Origin of the sequence: Streptomyces sp. MS06, from assembly GCF_047200655.1 — a bacterium.
Taxonomy (GTDB): Bacteria; Actinomycetota; Actinomycetes; order Streptomycetales; family Streptomycetaceae; genus Streptomyces.
Map to the genome: position 1 here is coordinate 82328 of NZ_JBJZOJ010000002.1, position 13924 is coordinate 96251.

General features: G+C 73.0%; 11 protein-coding genes and 2 tRNA genes. 9 read left to right on the forward strand and 4 right to left on the reverse strand.

Features of this window, described 5'->3' with window-relative positions; genetic code table 11:
• Position 1 precedes the first annotated feature (1 nt).
• Positions 2 to 550 (reverse strand): SSI family serine proteinase inhibitor, encoded by a 549-nt coding sequence (locus tag ACL02U_RS01375; protein WP_412788701.1) that lies wholly within the window; start codon positions 548 to 550, stop codon positions 2 to 4.
• Positions 551 to 721: 171 nt separating this feature from the next.
• On the opposite strand from ACL02U_RS01375, the gene ACL02U_RS01380 reads away from it, so the two are divergent.
• The 3 genes from ACL02U_RS01380 to ACL02U_RS01390 all read left to right on the forward strand — a co-directional run bounded on the left by ACL02U_RS01380 (position 722) and on the right by ACL02U_RS01390 (position 1824).
• Positions 722 to 812 (forward strand) — tRNA-Ser (locus ACL02U_RS01380).
• Positions 813 to 1206: 394 nt separating this feature from the next.
• Positions 1207 to 1279 (forward strand) — tRNA-Arg (locus ACL02U_RS01385).
• A gap of 125 nt (positions 1280 to 1404) precedes the next feature.
• Positions 1405 to 1824, forward strand: a complete 420-nt coding sequence (locus tag ACL02U_RS01390) for a DUF6578 domain-containing protein (protein ID WP_412788702.1) — start codon at positions 1405 to 1407, stop codon at positions 1822 to 1824.
• Positions 1825 to 2182: 358 nt separating this feature from the next.
• Here ACL02U_RS01390 and ACL02U_RS01395 read toward each other — a convergent pair whose 3' ends face one another.
• Complete coding sequence (locus ACL02U_RS01395; protein WP_412788703.1) at positions 2183 to 2788, reverse strand: GNAT family N-acetyltransferase; 606 nt, start codon at positions 2786 to 2788, stop codon at positions 2183 to 2185.
• A complete protein-coding gene (locus ACL02U_RS01400; protein ID WP_412788704.1) occupies positions 2785 to 4029 on the reverse strand; it encodes a ThiF family adenylyltransferase in 1245 nt (414 codons plus the stop codon). Before ACL02U_RS01400 ends, ACL02U_RS01395 begins: the two co-directional genes overlap by 4 nt.
• A gap of 251 nt (positions 4030 to 4280) precedes the next feature.
• Here ACL02U_RS01400 and ACL02U_RS01405 point away from each other — a divergent pair, with 251 nt between their 5' ends.
• The 6 genes from ACL02U_RS01405 to ACL02U_RS01430 all read left to right on the forward strand — a co-directional run bounded on the left by ACL02U_RS01405 (position 4281) and on the right by ACL02U_RS01430 (position 12929).
• On the forward strand, positions 4281 to 5147 hold the full coding sequence (locus ACL02U_RS01405; protein ID WP_412788705.1) for a DUF1028 domain-containing protein: 867 nt from the start codon (positions 4281 to 4283) through the stop codon (positions 5145 to 5147).
• A gap of 265 nt (positions 5148 to 5412) precedes the next feature.
• The gene (locus tag ACL02U_RS01410) at positions 5413 to 6318 is read left to right on the forward strand and encodes a DUF2797 domain-containing protein (RefSeq protein ID WP_412788706.1); all 906 of its coding nucleotides are present in this window, start codon (positions 5413 to 5415) and stop codon (positions 6316 to 6318) included.
• A 155-nt stretch (positions 6319 to 6473) separates the two neighbouring features.
• The gene (locus ACL02U_RS01415; RefSeq protein ID WP_412788707.1) at positions 6474 to 7214 is read left to right on the forward strand and encodes a response regulator transcription factor; all 741 of its coding nucleotides are present in this window, start codon (positions 6474 to 6476) and stop codon (positions 7212 to 7214) included.
• The gene (locus tag ACL02U_RS01420) at positions 7211 to 9025 is read left to right on the forward strand and encodes an ATP-binding protein (protein WP_412788708.1); all 1815 of its coding nucleotides are present in this window, start codon (positions 7211 to 7213) and stop codon (positions 9023 to 9025) included. The genes ACL02U_RS01415 and ACL02U_RS01420 overlap by 4 nt, the downstream gene beginning before the upstream one ends.
• A 26-nt stretch (positions 9026 to 9051) precedes the next feature.
• Entirely contained in the window at positions 9052 to 10551 is a 1500-nt protein-coding gene (locus ACL02U_RS01425) for a glycosyltransferase (protein ID WP_412788819.1), read from the forward strand.
• Positions 10548 to 12929, forward strand: a complete 2382-nt coding sequence (locus tag ACL02U_RS01430; protein WP_412788709.1) for an ArnT family glycosyltransferase — start codon at positions 10548 to 10550, stop codon at positions 12927 to 12929. Before ACL02U_RS01425 ends, ACL02U_RS01430 begins: the two co-directional genes overlap by 4 nt.
• Positions 12930 to 13145: 216 nt before the next feature.
• On the opposite strand, the gene ACL02U_RS01435 is transcribed toward ACL02U_RS01430, so the two are convergent.
• Complete coding sequence (locus ACL02U_RS01435; protein WP_412788710.1) at positions 13146 to 13619, reverse strand: PPOX class F420-dependent oxidoreductase; 474 nt, start codon at positions 13617 to 13619, stop codon at positions 13146 to 13148.
• Positions 13620 to 13924: the final 305 nt, after the last annotated feature.

Genomic DNA, 13924 nt, shown 5'->3' on the forward strand with positions numbered 1-13924 from the left:
TTCAGGAAGCCTCCGGGCGGGCCGGGGCCAGCGGCCGGAGCGGGGGGCGCCGCAGGTCCGGGGCGGGCAGCAGCGGCACGAACCGGTCCCAGCGGGCGATCTCGCATCCGTCGGCGCGCCCGAACTCCGCCTCGACGGGCCGCCCGGCCCAGGTCCCGGTGACCCGGGCGGTGGCCGGTCCGCCGTACTGCATGGTGCACACGGCGCCCTCGGGCACCGGCGCGAAGGTCTCCCGGCCCCAACGCGTGTTCCGGTCCACCGTCCGGCACGCCTCGGCGGCTTCCGGGTGCGTGCCGCCCGCCGGGTGGCAGCGCAGCTCGTAGGTGCCGTCGAGGCCGCGTCCCGCGTTCCGCACGGTGACGGTGAGGTGATCGCCCGGAACGCCGTCCCCGTCCCGGCCCGACGGGGACGCGGGGTCGGAGCCGGGGACCGGTGGGACGGCGGAGACGTGGGCGCGGGCGGCGGCGGAGGGCGGGCCGGCGCACACGGCGAGAGCGGCGAACGTGAGAATGACGAGTCGGCGCAGTACGCCGGAGGTGACCTGTGGCATGACCTGCCTAACGCGACGCCTCGGCGCCCGTTGCACACCCCCGCCCGACCAGCGGCAAAGTCTTTGCTCTCCGGCCCGCCCGCCTAGTACCGTGGGAGCCGATTGGTGACACGACGCTCGACTGTGTCATCATCTGCACGCACCGATCGCGCTCGCGCGGGCGGTTGTGCTGGAGGCGTCGCCTAGTCCGGTCTATGGCGCCGCACTGCTAATGCGGTTTGGGGTTTACCCCCCATCGAGGGTTCAAATCCCTCCGCCTCCGCGCTCGATCAGCGAGACCCCGGTCCCATCAGGCCGGGGTTTCGTCGTTCCCGCCACCGGCAGAGCCCCCGGTGCCTCACCCGAGCTCCGGCCCCTCGTCCGAGCCCCCGGCCCTCTGTCCGGACCCCCGCCCCGCTCCCGCCCCCGCCTTTGCCGCGGCCGCTCTCGGTCTCCCTCTTGACCTCCCTCTTGACGCGCCCGGGTACGCCCTCGGACATGCCGCACCCGACCGTGCCCCGCCGGCCTCCGGGAGACCCCCACTACTCACCGTTTTCCCAGCTCAGGCTGCATATGGGAATCGGATTTCACATGTCGGCGGCAGTCATGTAATGTTCTTCCTGTCGCCGCGAGCGAGCCGCAAGGGAAGCAGGCGGGGACAGGAAAACAGAAGACAAGCACTCGTAGCTTAACGGATAGAGCATCTGACTACGGATCAGAAGGTTGCAGGTTCGAATCCTGCCGAGTGCGCACAGGCCAGAGGCCCCGGAGAGATCCGGGGCCTCTGGCGTTTCCGGTTTGTACAGCAGCGAAGTACGGCAACGGTTGATGTCAGCCGCCGGAGGAGTACGGGTCGCTCGGCGGACAATGGCGGCATGACGTTGACGATTTGGGTCGATGACTGGCAGATGCAGTGCTGCGGACAGAGCTTCGCGCCGGGGGATGTCGTCTCCTGGACGCTGCTGGAGACCGACCCGGAGGATCACGCCGACGTCGTCGGCAGCGAACGCGCGGACGAGATCGACTTTCGCGAGGAGCATCACGGACAGGGCGAGGGGCGCGCACCCACCTCGGTGGAGGTGGTGTCGATCGCCGAGGTGCACTGCCGTTTCGGGGTTCCCCCGGGCGCTGCGGACAACGTGGACCACCCCGTTCCGGGCACGACCGTGCTGGTTCCGGTCAATCGGGCGGACGGGTGGGCTAAGGTCAGGCCGGACGCCCGCTTCGTGGGCTACCTGGTGACGGCCAGGCGCGCCACGGACGAGCCCGCAGGCGAGGCTGCTCCCGGTCAGTGACGGAACCGGCGGGACGCGCTTCCTGCCCGGTCGCCGTAGAGCAGCCCCGTACCGCAACCCCCGCACCGAATCCCGAATCCGCCCGGTAGCGCCGCCATCCCTCGGGGCCTCGCGGGAGCCGGTAGCACCGCCGTCCGATCCGGCCGGAGCTACGGATCAGCGGGCCGCAGGTTCGCATCGCGCCGAGTCCGCAGCATGCTGTAGGCCCCGGGGAGTTCCGGAGACCCTGGGGGGTGAGGCCCCGGAGAGATCCGGGGCCTCGGTGCGTGCCGGGCGGACGACAGCGGAGCACGGCAACGGCCGGAGTCGGCGGCGGACCTTCGTCCCGACGACCGCCGGACCGGCGCCGAGTCACGCCCTACGCAGGCTGGAGGCTGCGGCTGCCGGTGAGGACGGCTTGCTCGGCGGGCGTGGCGGTGTGCCGCCACTGCCGGCCCAGCGCGGCGTACGTGGTGACGTCGTGCCAGCGGCCCTGGGTCCGGAACAACTCGCGCAGGGTGGCCTCCGGGTGCAGGCCTGCGGCGAGCATGATGGCGCCCATGCGGGTGTGGTCGGCGCGGTGGCCGGCCCAGATGCGGTGCAGGCCGAGCGGGCCGAAGCCGTAGGCCATGAGCAGGCGTCCGGCCTCGTGGCTGTGGCCGCGCACGGGTGCGTCGGGCAGCAGGACGAGTCCGGTGAGCATGGCGTTGCTGCCGTACTCCTCGACGAGGAGTCCCATGGTGCCGACCATGGTGTCGTCCCCCGGCGCGCAGATGGCCAGGGTGTGCCGGCGGCGGGGGTGGCTGTAGGGCTGGGCGAGGCACTGCGCGAAGGCGTCCTGGGCCTGGCGGGCCTCCATGCGGTCGATGCCGAGGTAACGGGTCAGGACGGGATGGGTGTGGATGCGTTCGAACGGCGCGAGGTCGGTGGCGCGCAGTTCACGCAGCCACAAATGCACGCCGTGCAGTTCGGGCACGTGGGTCATGACGGGGCTCCGGCGGCGACGGCCTGCTCGGCGGCGATGAGGTCTTCGAGGTCGACGTAGTAGCGGCCGGAGGGCACCGGTGCGCCCAGCAGGACGCGCCGGGCCGTGTCGGTGACCAGGGCCGCGCCGAGCGCGATGCCGCTGGCCAGCTGCGGCCAGCTCGACAGGGTGCGCCCGATCCGGCCGAGGGCGTCGGTCATGGCCGGGCTGAGACGGCCCGCGTCCACGATCCGCAGCAGCAGGTCGAGCTGTCCGGCGGTGTCGAGGGCGCGGACGGTCCGTGCGGTGGTCCCGCCGATCCGGCCGTGGAAGAGGGGGCGTTCGGGCTCCAGGTCGAAGCGCTCCACGTCCAGCAGCCCGCGGTCGTTGGTGTCCATCAGGACCGGGACGCGCCGGGCGCGGGCGTGTTCGCGGGCGGCGACCTTCGCCCACGGGGTGTCGCACTCCTCGATCAGCAGGTCGAGCCCCGTGCCGGTGCCGGTGCCGGTGCCGGAGCCGGATCCGGTGCCGGTGCCGGTGTCGGAGCCGGAGCCGGGGGTGTTTCCGAAGAAGTCCCCGATGGTTTCCTCCGTCACGCCCTCACGGTGGATCTCGATGTCGAGATAGGGGTCGATCTCGTACATCTGGCGCGCGCACAGAACCGTTTTCTCCACGCCCAGGTCGTGGACGCCGGCCCGCAACCGGTTCAGGTTGGACAGCCCGAGTCGGTCGAAGTCCGCCAAGCGGAACGATCCTCCTACGCCCTCCATGGCGCAGGTGAGCGCCGCGCTGTTGCCCACGGACAGGCCGAGCACGCCGATACGGCGGCCGAGCAGCGCCTGCTGCTCGGCCGATGTGATCTTGTCCCGGTTGCGGTCGGTGCGCACCAGGCGGAACTCCTCGGCCGGCAGGACGTGCACCAGGCGTCCGGACCACGGGTACCAGACCCAGGTGCCGTAACACCGGCGGGGTGTTCCCGCGTGCACTTCTGCGGCTGCGGCTGCGGCTGCGGCTGCGGACGCCGGGCTGCGCGGGTCCGCCGACTCCCCCGGCCGCAGACAGCGCGCCAGTTCCTCCAACTGGTCGTCGATGCGGTCATGGATCTCCCTTACGGCACCGGAGTCCAGAAGCTCCGTCAGGGCCGCTTCGCCCTCCGGCTCCGTGAGGTTCAGGAGGACGGGACGGTAGGCGTCCTCCCGCGTGCGCGACGACTCCCCGGAGGAACAACTGCGGTCGTCGGCAGTGCTGTCTGAATGGATCACAGAGCGCGAAGGTAGCAGCCGAACGATCATGGAAAGCCGTTGTCACACGGGAGCGCGAGCTCGAATTTATGCGCGACTTTCCCGCTCCCCACACCACCACTGGGCGCCCCGGTGCGCCCCATGTACGCCCCCTCACGCTCCCCGGCCCCGCTCTCCAACCCCCTCAACCCCCTCGCGCGTCCCTCCCCCTCGTGCGTCCCTCCCACTCGGATCCTGGTCCTGCCGCTCGGGGCGCTCTACTGTCGTCTGCCATGACGTTCTCGATCGTTGCGCGATCCGGTTCGGCCTTCGGCGTGGCCGTGGCGAGCAAGTTCCTGGCGGTCGGCGCGGTGGTGCCGGCCGTGGCCGCGGGGGCCGGTGCGGTGGCCACCCAGGCAGCGGCCAACCTCCGCTACCGCCCCCAGGGACTGGCGCTGCTCCGGACCGGTGTGCAGCCCGCCGACGCCGTCGCGGGCCTGGTGGCCGCGGACCCGGACCGCGGGCACCGGCAGTTGGGGATCGTGGGCCGTGAGGGCCCGGGGGCGACGTACACCGGCGAGGAGTGCATGGACTGGGCCGGCGGGACGGCGGGCGACGGCTACGCGGTCCAGGGCAACATCCTCACCGGTCCCGAGGTGATCGACGCCATGGAGGCCGCCTGGCTGTCCTCGCCGGAGGCGCCGTTCGAACGCCGGCTGCTCGCGGCGCTCGCGGCGGGCGACGGCGCGGGCGGTGACCGCCGCGGTCGGCAGAGCGCGGCACTGTACGTGGCGTCCCCGGGCGCCGGGTACGGCGGCGGCAGCGATGTCGCCTGCGACCTGCGGGTGGACGATCACCCCGACCCCGTCGGGGAGTTGGGGCGCCTGCTCGACGTGCACGAGCTGCTGTTCGGTACGCCCGACCCGGAAGCCCTGCTGGAGCTGTCGGGTGAGCTGGAGGACGAGGTCCGCGGACTGGTCGCCGCGCGCGGGTACGCCTCGCTGGACCTCTGGGCCGGGGTGGAGAACCTGGAGAACCGCCTGGTGCCGGGGAAGATCGACCCGGTGGTCCTGGCGCAACTCCGCGACGGCGGGGCCCACGACGGGATCCACGACCGAGCCCGCGACGGAGCCCGCGACCGAGCCCACGGCGGGGCGTAGGGCTCGCCACCGTCGCCTGCCGCTCCGGCCGCGGGCCGCCGGTCGCCGTCTGCCGTCTGCTGCCCCGTGCCTGCCGCGCGGTGGCCGGCACACGGGCACCGGGCCCGACGACGCAACCCCACGGGCCACCGCTGAGAGCCCGAAGGGCCGGTCTCCAGGGACCGTCTCCGGTGACCGTCCCCAGGGCCCGTTTCTCCGGGGCCCACGTCCCCCGGGACACTGTCTCCAGTGCCGCGTGTCAGTGCCGGGCCCTACGCTCACCGTGATGGCACAGGTGTGGAGATGTTCGGGGCTGCGGTGGTGGCCGCAGGGGCCGGTGCTGGTCTGGGACGGAGGCCGTCGCTCCGCCCTCCCCCGGGGCCGGGAGGTGGCCTTCCGGGTCGTCGAGGGGGGCGTACGGACCTGTGTGGGGGCCCGCGGGCATGCCTGTCCCGTACGGGCCGAGGTGCCGGCGCGCAGTACGGGCGCCCGGTGCGAGCAGTGCGCCCGCATGGATCGGGCCCACTCGGTGGCCGCCGACACGGCGGCCGACGATCCCCGGCCGTACCACGTGTATCTGGCCTGGTTCGGCCCCGGTCTGGTCAAGGTCGGCATCACCGCTGTGCAGCGGGGCTCTGCACGGCTGCTGGAGCAGGGGGCCGTCTGCTTCAGCTGGCTCGGAGCCGGTCCCCTGATGGCCGCGCGGCGCACGGAGGAGGTGCTGCGGGCCGCACTGGGGGTGCCCGACCGTATTCCGTACGCCGACAAGCGGGCGGTGCGGGCCGCGCTGCCCGGGTCCGGCGCCGAGCGGGCGAGGGAGATCGCCGAGCTGCACGCACGTGCCGTGGGCCTCCCCGGCTGGCCGGAGTCGCTGGCGCGGGAACCGTTCCGGCCGGTGGATCACACGGCGGTGTTCGGCTTCGAGGGGCTGAGGCCGGCCGTCGGGCAGGTGAGCGAGTTGGTCGCCGGAGGCGGGGTGCGCGGCGAGCTCGTCGCTGCCGCCGGTCCCGATCTGCACCTGGCGGGCGGGGACGGACAGGTGGTGGTGCTGGACACCCGGCTCATGGCGGGTTGGGGCCTCGTCCCGGCGCCGCCGGGCGGACCGGGCGGCCGGAGCCGGCGGTCGCCGGAAACGCCCTTGCCGACAAGGGCGTTCCGGAGGGACGTACCCGCGCAGGAGGGCCTGTTCTGAGGGTCGGGCGCAGGAGGGCCCGTTCCGAGGGCCGGGCGGCGCTCGGCGGACTCCGGTGGATCCCGGGCCCGGTCTGAGCGCCGGCTGTGGGTTTCTCAGGGAATTCACAGATGTGCGAAAGGGTGCTCTCAGGGCTCCCCGACATGGTGTCCAGCATGACCACGACTTCGCCCCAGGGGCGCACCGAACTGCTGAGGCCGGACGGGAGCCCCGTCCGGGTGCTCGTGGTGGACGACGAGCTGTCGATCACCGAGCTGCTGTCCATGGCCCTCCGCTACGAGGGCTGGCAGATCCGCACGGCGGGGAACGGACAAGGCGCCGTGCAGGCCGCGCGCGAGTTCCGGCCGGACGCCGTCGTACTGGACATGATGCTGCCCGACATGGACGGGCTGGCCGTCCTCGGGCGGCTGCGGCGCGAGCTGCCCGACGTGCCGGTGCTGTTCCTGACCGCCAAGGACGCCGTCGAGGACCGTATCGCCGGGCTGACCGCCGGTGGCGACGACTACGTCACCAAGCCGTTCAGCCTGGAGGAGGTCGTGGCCCGGCTGCGCGGGCTGATCCGGCGTTCCGGCGCGGCCGACCGCCGGTCGGAGTCCGTGCTGGTCGTGGGGGACCTCATGCTGGACGAGGACAGTCACGAGGTGTCGCGGGGCGGGGACAACATCCACCTGACGGCCACCGAGTTCGAGCTGCTCCGCTTCCTGATGCGCAATCCGAGGCGCGTGCTCAGCAAGGCGCAGATCCTGGACCGGGTGTGGTCGTACGACTTCGGGGGCCAGGCCAACGTCGTCGAGCTGTACATCTCCTACCTGCGGCGGAAGATCGACGCCGGTCGTGAGCCGATGATCCACACCCGGCGCGGTGCCGGGTACCTGATCAAGCCCGCGGTGTCGTGAGCGGGCGGCGGCGGCCGCGTACGCAGCGCCGGGGCCGGCAGCCGCGCACCCTGCGCACGCGGCTCGTCGTCGCGGCCGTGGCGCTCATCGCGGTGGTGTGCGCGGTCATCGGCACGGTGACGACCATCGCGCTGCGCCAGCACCTGATCGAGCAGCTCGACGAGAAGGTGCACGACACGGCGATGCGCGCGGCCGGCGGGCGGGCCATGGACAAACCGGGCAGCGCGCCCGGCGGCCCCGCCGCGGACCTGCCCGCGAACCAGCGGATCGACGCGTTCGTCACCCACGTGCCGACGCAGCCCGAGACCATCGCCGCCTCGGTGGACCACTCCACCGTCACCAGCGCCGCCGTCGCCGAGCGCAAGAACGACAGCAACGGCGCCTTCAAGGACATGAACGCCACCCGGCTCGGCGCGCAACAGCGTTCCGTGCTGAACGACGTGCCCAGGGACGGCAGGGCGCGCTCGGTCGACATCCCGGGACTGGGTGAGTACCGCGTCGAGTACGTCCCCGTCCTGGGCGCCACCGACGGGTACTACGTGGCCCTGCCGACGCAGGACGTCGACAGCACCGTCAACACGCTGATCCTCGTCGAGGTCAGTGTGACCACCGCCGGCCTGCTCGCCGCGGGCATCGCCGGGTTCGTGCTGGTCGGCGTCGCCACCCGCCCCCTGCGCCGGGTCGCCGCCACCGCCACCCGCGTCTCCGAACTGCCCTTGCACTCGGGCGAGGTGAACCTCAGCGAACGCGTCCCGGAGTCCGAGTGCGACCCGCACACCGAGGTCGGTCAGGTGGGCGCCGCCCTCAACCGCATGCTCGACCACGTGCACGGCGCGCTGCACGCACGGCAGCAGAGCGAGACGCGGGTACGGCAGTTCGTCGCCGACGCCAGCCACGAGCTGCGCACCCCGCTCGCCTCCATCCGCGGGTACGCCGAACTCACCCGGCGCGGCCGGGAGGAGGTCGGGCCCGACACCCGGCACGCCCTCGGACGGATCGAGTCCGAGGCCGGGCGGATGACACTGCTCGTGGAGGACCTGCTGCTGCTCGCCCGGCTGGACGCGGGCCGCCCGCTGCAGTTCGAGCAGACCGACCTCGTGCCGCTGGTCGTCGACACCGTCAGCGACGCCCGTGCGGCCGGTCGCGACCACGGCTGGCGGCTGGAACTGCCCGAGGAGCCGGCGCTCGTCGCCGCGGACGCGGCACGCCTCCAGCAGGTGCTGGTCAACCTGCTCGCCAACGCCCGCAACCACACGCCGCCCGGTACGACCGTCACCGCGCGCGTGCGGCGGTACGGAGCCTGGTTGTGCGTGGACGTCGAGGACAACGGGCCCGGGATCCCGCAGGCGTTGCTGCCGCGGGTCTTCGAACGGTTCGCGCGGGGCGACTCCGCACGGACGCGCGCCACCGGATCGACGGGGCTCGGGCTGGCCATCGTGCAGGCCGTCGCGGCCGCCCACGGCGGTGCCGTGACCGTCGACAGCGTGCCGGGACGGACCATGTTCACCCTGTACCTGCCGACGCCGACGCCGACGCCGACGCCGACGCCGACTGCGACTGCGGCCGTGGGCACAGTCGCGTCTGCGTCTGCCTCTGCGTCCGAGCCTGCGACCCCGGCCCCTATCCCGGCCGCCGCTCGGACCCCCGTCCCGCCCGGAGCGGAGGAGCCCTCCCCGCCCGGAGCCGAGACCTCCTCCCCGCTCCACGGTGGTCCGCACCCCGACCGGGCGCGCCCGGTCACCGGAACCCGCGGTCCGTCGGACTCACAGGCACAGCACAGCACCACCACATGGGTGCGACAGCGCACGTGAGGAGAGTCGTCGACATGCGAACCGACATGCGAACCGACTCTTCTCCCGGCACCCTGCCGGCGCGGGAGCACCTCCCGGCCGCAGGAGCCGGAGCGCCTGTCCTGGACGTCGTGATCCCGGTCTACAACGAGGAGAAGGACCTCACGCCCTGCGTGCGCCGGCTCCACGACCACCTCCGGCGTACGTTCCCGTACCCGTTCCGCATCACGATCGCGGACAACGCGTCGACGGACACCACCCCGCAGGTCGCCGAGCGGCTGGCCGCGGAGATCCCGGAGGTGGTCGTCTTCCGGCTGGAGCTGAAGGGCCGCGGGCGCGCCCTGCGGGCCGTGTGGTCCGCCTCCGAGTCGCCGGTCCTCGCCTACATGGACGTGGACCTCTCCACCGACCTGAACGCCCTGCTCCCGCTGGTCGCTCCGCTCATCTCCGGCCATTCCGACCTGGCGATCGGCTCCCGGCTCGCCCGCGCCTCCCGGGTCGTCCGCGGTCCCAAGCGCGAGTTCATCAGCCGCGCCTACAACCTCATCCTGCGCGGTTCGCTCCAGGCACGCTTCTCCGACGCCCAGTGCGGGTTCAAGGCGATCCGCCGCGATGTGGCGCAGGTGCTGCTGCCGCTGGTGGAGGACACCGGCTGGTTCTTCGACACCGAGATGCTGGTGCTCGCCGAGCGGGCGGGGCTGCGCATCCACGAGGTGCCGGTCGACTGGGTCGACGACCCCGACTCCACCGTGCACATCGTCAGCACGGCGACCGACGACCTCAAGGGCGTGTGGCGGGTGGGCCGCGCCCTGACCACCGGCTCGCTGCCGCTGGACCGGCTGGCGCGGCCCTTCGGCGACGATCCGCGCGACCGCGAGATCAAGGACGTACCCCGGGGGCTGGCTCGCCAGCTCCTCGGCTTCTGCGTGGTCGGCGGCCTCTCCACCCTGTTCTACCTGCTGCTCTACAGCGCCTTCCGCGTCTTCACCGGCGCGCAGTTCGCCAACGCGCTCGCCCTGCTGGTTTCGGCCGTCGCCAACACGGCGGCCAACCGTCGGCTCACCTTCGGCGTGCGGGGGCGCGGCGGCGCGGTGCGGCACCAGGCGCAGGGCCTGGTGGTCTTCGGTATCGGGCTGGCGCTGACCAGCGGCTCGCTGGCCGCTCTCAACGCCGCGACGACCGACCCCGCACACTCCACGGAACTGGCGGTGCTCGTCGCCGCCAACCTCGCGGCAACCGTGCTGCGCTTCCTCCTCTTCCGGGCCTGGGTCTTCCCGGACCGCCGCGAGGAGGACTGGCAGGAGCCCCGGCAGCAGCCGCTGTCCCCGCAGTTCGCCGCATTCGCCCCGCGCGTGCCGCAGGCTCCGCCGATCGAGCGGAGCCCGCACGGCCTGCGCTCCCCGAGCTCCCCGAGCTCCCCGAACCCCCTCCACGACCCGACCACCCGGTTCCGCGCCGGTGACGCCGCGGACGGCACCCGGCAGGACGCAGACATGCATGCGCAGCCCGCGCGCCCGTACGACATCGACCCGAGGGAATCGCGATGACCACCCACTACGACCAGACGTCGTCGAACTGGGGCCCGCCCCCGGAGGCTCCCCCGCCGGCGTCCCCCGACGGTGAGCGTTCCGGGCAGACCGGGCAGACCGGGCGGTCCGAGCAGCCCGGCCAGTCCGCGCAGGTCGGTCATTCCGGGTCCCTCGGCAGTTCCGAGCCGTCAGGCCACCCCGACCGTTCCGGTCGGCCCGAGCAGTCCCTGCCGCGGCGGTTGTGGCGGGGCCGGCCCGAGGATCCCCGTTGGGTCCGCCCGGCCTTCATCGGCCTGCTGCTGGCCACCGCGGCGCTGTACCTGTACGGCCTGAGCGCCTCCGGTTGGGCCAACTCCTTCTACTCAGCGGCCGTCCAGGCGGGCAGCAGCAGCTGGAAGGCCCTCTTCTTCGGTTCGCTGGACGCGGCCAACTCCATCACCGTCGACAAGCCACCGGCCTCGCTGTGGCCGATGGCCCTGTCGGTGAGGATCTTCGGGCTGAACTCGTGGGCCATCCTCGTCCCCGAGGTGCTGATGGGCGTCGGTACGGTCGCCGTCGTGTACGCCTCGGTGCGGCGCCGGTTCAGTCCGGCCGCGGGACTGATCGCGGGCGCGGTACTGGCGCTCACCCCGGTCGCGGCGCTGATGTTCCGCTTCAACAACCCGGACGCGCTGCTGGCCCTGCTCATGGCCGCGGCCTGCTACCTCGTGGTCCGGGCACTGGAGGACGGCCGGACCAGGTGGCTGGTGTGGGCCGGGGTCGCGATCGGTTTCGCCTTCCTGACCAAGACCCTCCAGGCGTTCCTGATCCTGCCGGCGCTGGCGTTCGTCTACGCGGCCTGCGCGCCGGTGCCGCTGCGCAGGCGGTTCGGGCAACTGGCCGCGGCCACTCTCGCCCTGGTGGTCTCCGGCGGCTGGTGGGTGGCGATCGTCGAGCTGTGGCCGGCGTCGTCCCGCCCGTACATCGGAGGTTCGCAGAACAACTCCTTCCTGGAACTGACCTTCGGCTACAACGGCTTCGGCCGGCTGAACGGCGACGAGACCGGAAGCGTCGGCGGCGGAGGCGGCGGCAACGGCGGCGGCCGGTGGGGCGAGACCGGCTGGGACCGGATGTTCAACTCCGAGATCGGCAGCCAGATCTCCTGGCTGCTGCCGGCCGCGCTGATCCTCCTGGTCGGGGGCCTGGTGGCGACCCGGAAGCTCAAGCGCACGTCGGTCACCCGCGGCTCGTTCCTGGTCTGGGGCGGTTCCCTGCTGATGACCCTGGCGGTCTTCAGCTACATGGCGGGCATCTTCCACCAGTACTACACCGTCGCCCTCGCCCCGTACCTGGCGGCCGTCACCGGTATGGGTGCCGGACTGCTGTGGGAGAAGCGGAAGGAGACCTGGGCCTCGCTCGTCCTGGCCGCCTCCGCCGTCGCCGCCGCGGCCTGGGGATACGTCCTGCTGCACCGCACCCCGGACTACCTGCCCTGGCTGAGGTGGCTGGTCCTGATCGGCGGCCTGGCCGGCGCGCTCGGCCTGGTGTTCGCGGGCCGGGTGACCAGGCAGCTGGCGCTCGCGGCGGCCGCGGTGAGCGTCGTGGCGGCACTGGCCGGACCGACGGCGTACACGCTGAGCACCGTGAACTCCGCGCACACCGGTTCCATCCCGACGGCCGGCCCGGCCGGTGCGAGCGTGATGGGCGGCCGCGGCGGCCCCGGCGGCCGGACGCGTGGCGGCTTCCCCGGTGGCGGTACGCCGGGACAGGGCCCCAACCAGCAGGGCGGCAACGGCAACGCCCCGGGCGGGCAGAACGGCAACGGCAACGGCTTCCCGGGCGGACAGGGCGGCAACGGCAACGGACAGGGCGGCAACGGCAACGGACAGGGCGGCAACGGCAACGGCTTCCCGGGCGGCGGCACCCCCGGGCAGGGCGGCAACCAGCAGGGCGGTAACCAGCAGGGTCGGAACCAGCAGAACGGCAACGGATTCCCCGGAGGGGGCCGGGCCGGTGGCGGCCGCGGTGGCGCGGGCGGCGGTATGGGCGGCCTGCTCAACGGCGCGGACGTCAGCGCCGAGGCGAAGAAGCTGCTGGAGACCGGCGCGGACCGGTACACCTGGGTCGCCGCGTCGATCGGCTCCCAGAACGCAGCCAGCTACCAGCTGGCCACCGGCGAGCCGGTGATGGCGATCGGCGGGTTCAACGGCACCGACCCGTCCCCGACGCTTGCCGAGTTCAAGGAGTACGTCGAGCAGGGCCGCATCCACTACTTCATCGCCGGCGGCATGGGCGGCGGCAGGGGCGGTTCCAACGGCACCTCTTCGCAGATCACTTCCTGGGTCGAAGCCAACTTCACCGAGGTCACGGCCGGTTCGGCCACCTTCTACGACCTCACGCAGAAGACGAGCGGCTGAGCTCCGCCGGGAAGGCCGGTTCGCCGGGAACGGTTCGCTGAGGAAGGGCGGTGACGCGGTCACCGCCCTTCCGCGTTCCCGGCCCTGCCGGCCCGCCCGGTCCGCTCCGGAAGGCGCCCCGCGACGCCGACCGCTCCCTCTCCTGGGCCTCCGCGGGCCAGGGTGCGTCTGCTCCGTCTGCTCCCCGTCCTGGACCGTCCGCGTGCCGGGAAGCGTCTACTCCCCGTCCTGGACCAGCCGCGCCGGGAAGCCGCCCGTCGCCACCGGCCCCCATCGCTCCGGGGTGATCCGGATGATCGACTTCCCCTGCGTGAGCATGGCCTGCCGGTACTCGTCCCAGTCCGGGTGCTCCCCGGCGATGTTGCGGTAGTACTCCACCAGCGGCTCGACGGAGTCGGGTGAGTCGATGACCTCCGCGGTGCCGTCGACCTGCACCCAGGGCCCGTTCCACTCCTCGCTGAGGACCACCAGGCCCACCCGCGGGTCGCGCTTGGCGTTGCGGGTCTTGGCGCGTTCCGGGTAGGTGGAGACCACGATGCGGCCCGAGTCGTCGACACCGCACGTCAGCGGAGAGGCCTGCGGGCCGCCGTCGGCGCGGCGGGTGATCAGCAGGGCGCGGTGGCGGGGCCGGACGAAGTCCAGCAGTTCTTCGAGGGAGACGCGGGTGTTGGTCGCGATGTTCGGTGCCATGGCCGCAGCCTAGGGCCGCCGCGGCCCGCCGTGGCTGATCCTGCTGGGCCTACGCCCGGGGCAGCGCGTCGCGCCCTGCGCGGACCGTCCCGTGCAGGGGAGTCCGCGTGAGTGCGGTCCGGCTCTTCTCCTTTCCCTGCGACTCCCTGCGACGGCCGTGTGCGGGGCCGCCGCAACCGGCCCCGCAGGGTCGGCCCGCGGGGTCGGCCCGCGGGGCCGGTTCACTGGGTCGGCCCGCGGGGCGGCGCGCTGTGGTGACGAGCGCGTTCGCCGGCCGCGGGCCGGGGTGGGCGGGCTACTCGCCG

Excerpts from the sequence above, each read along its gene's own strand:
- ACL02U_RS01425 (WP_412788819.1), top strand. The coding sequence starts at position 9,052 with ATGCGAACCGACTCTTCTCCCGGCACCCTGCCGGCGCGGGAGCACCTC.
- ACL02U_RS01415 (WP_412788707.1), top strand. The coding sequence starts at position 6,474 with ATGACCACGACTTCGCCCCAGGGGCGCACCGAACTGCTGAGGCCGGAC.
- ACL02U_RS01410 (WP_412788706.1), top strand. The coding sequence starts at position 5,413 with ATGGCACAGGTGTGGAGATGTTCGGGGCTGCGGTGGTGGCCGCAGGGG.
- ACL02U_RS01435 (WP_412788710.1), bottom strand. The coding sequence starts at position 13,619 with ATGGCACCGAACATCGCGACCAACACCCGCGTCTCCCTCGAAGAACTG.
- ACL02U_RS01405 (WP_412788705.1), top strand. The coding sequence starts at position 4,281 with ATGACGTTCTCGATCGTTGCGCGATCCGGTTCGGCCTTCGGCGTGGCC.
- ACL02U_RS01375 (WP_412788701.1), bottom strand. The coding sequence starts at position 550 with ATGCCACAGGTCACCTCCGGCGTACTGCGCCGACTCGTCATTCTCACG.
- ACL02U_RS01390 (WP_412788702.1), top strand. The coding sequence starts at position 1,405 with ATGACGTTGACGATTTGGGTCGATGACTGGCAGATGCAGTGCTGCGGA.
- ACL02U_RS01430 (WP_412788709.1), top strand. The coding sequence starts at position 10,548 with ATGACCACCCACTACGACCAGACGTCGTCGAACTGGGGCCCGCCCCCG.
- ACL02U_RS01395 (WP_412788703.1), bottom strand. The coding sequence starts at position 2,788 with ATGACCCACGTGCCCGAACTGCACGGCGTGCATTTGTGGCTGCGTGAA.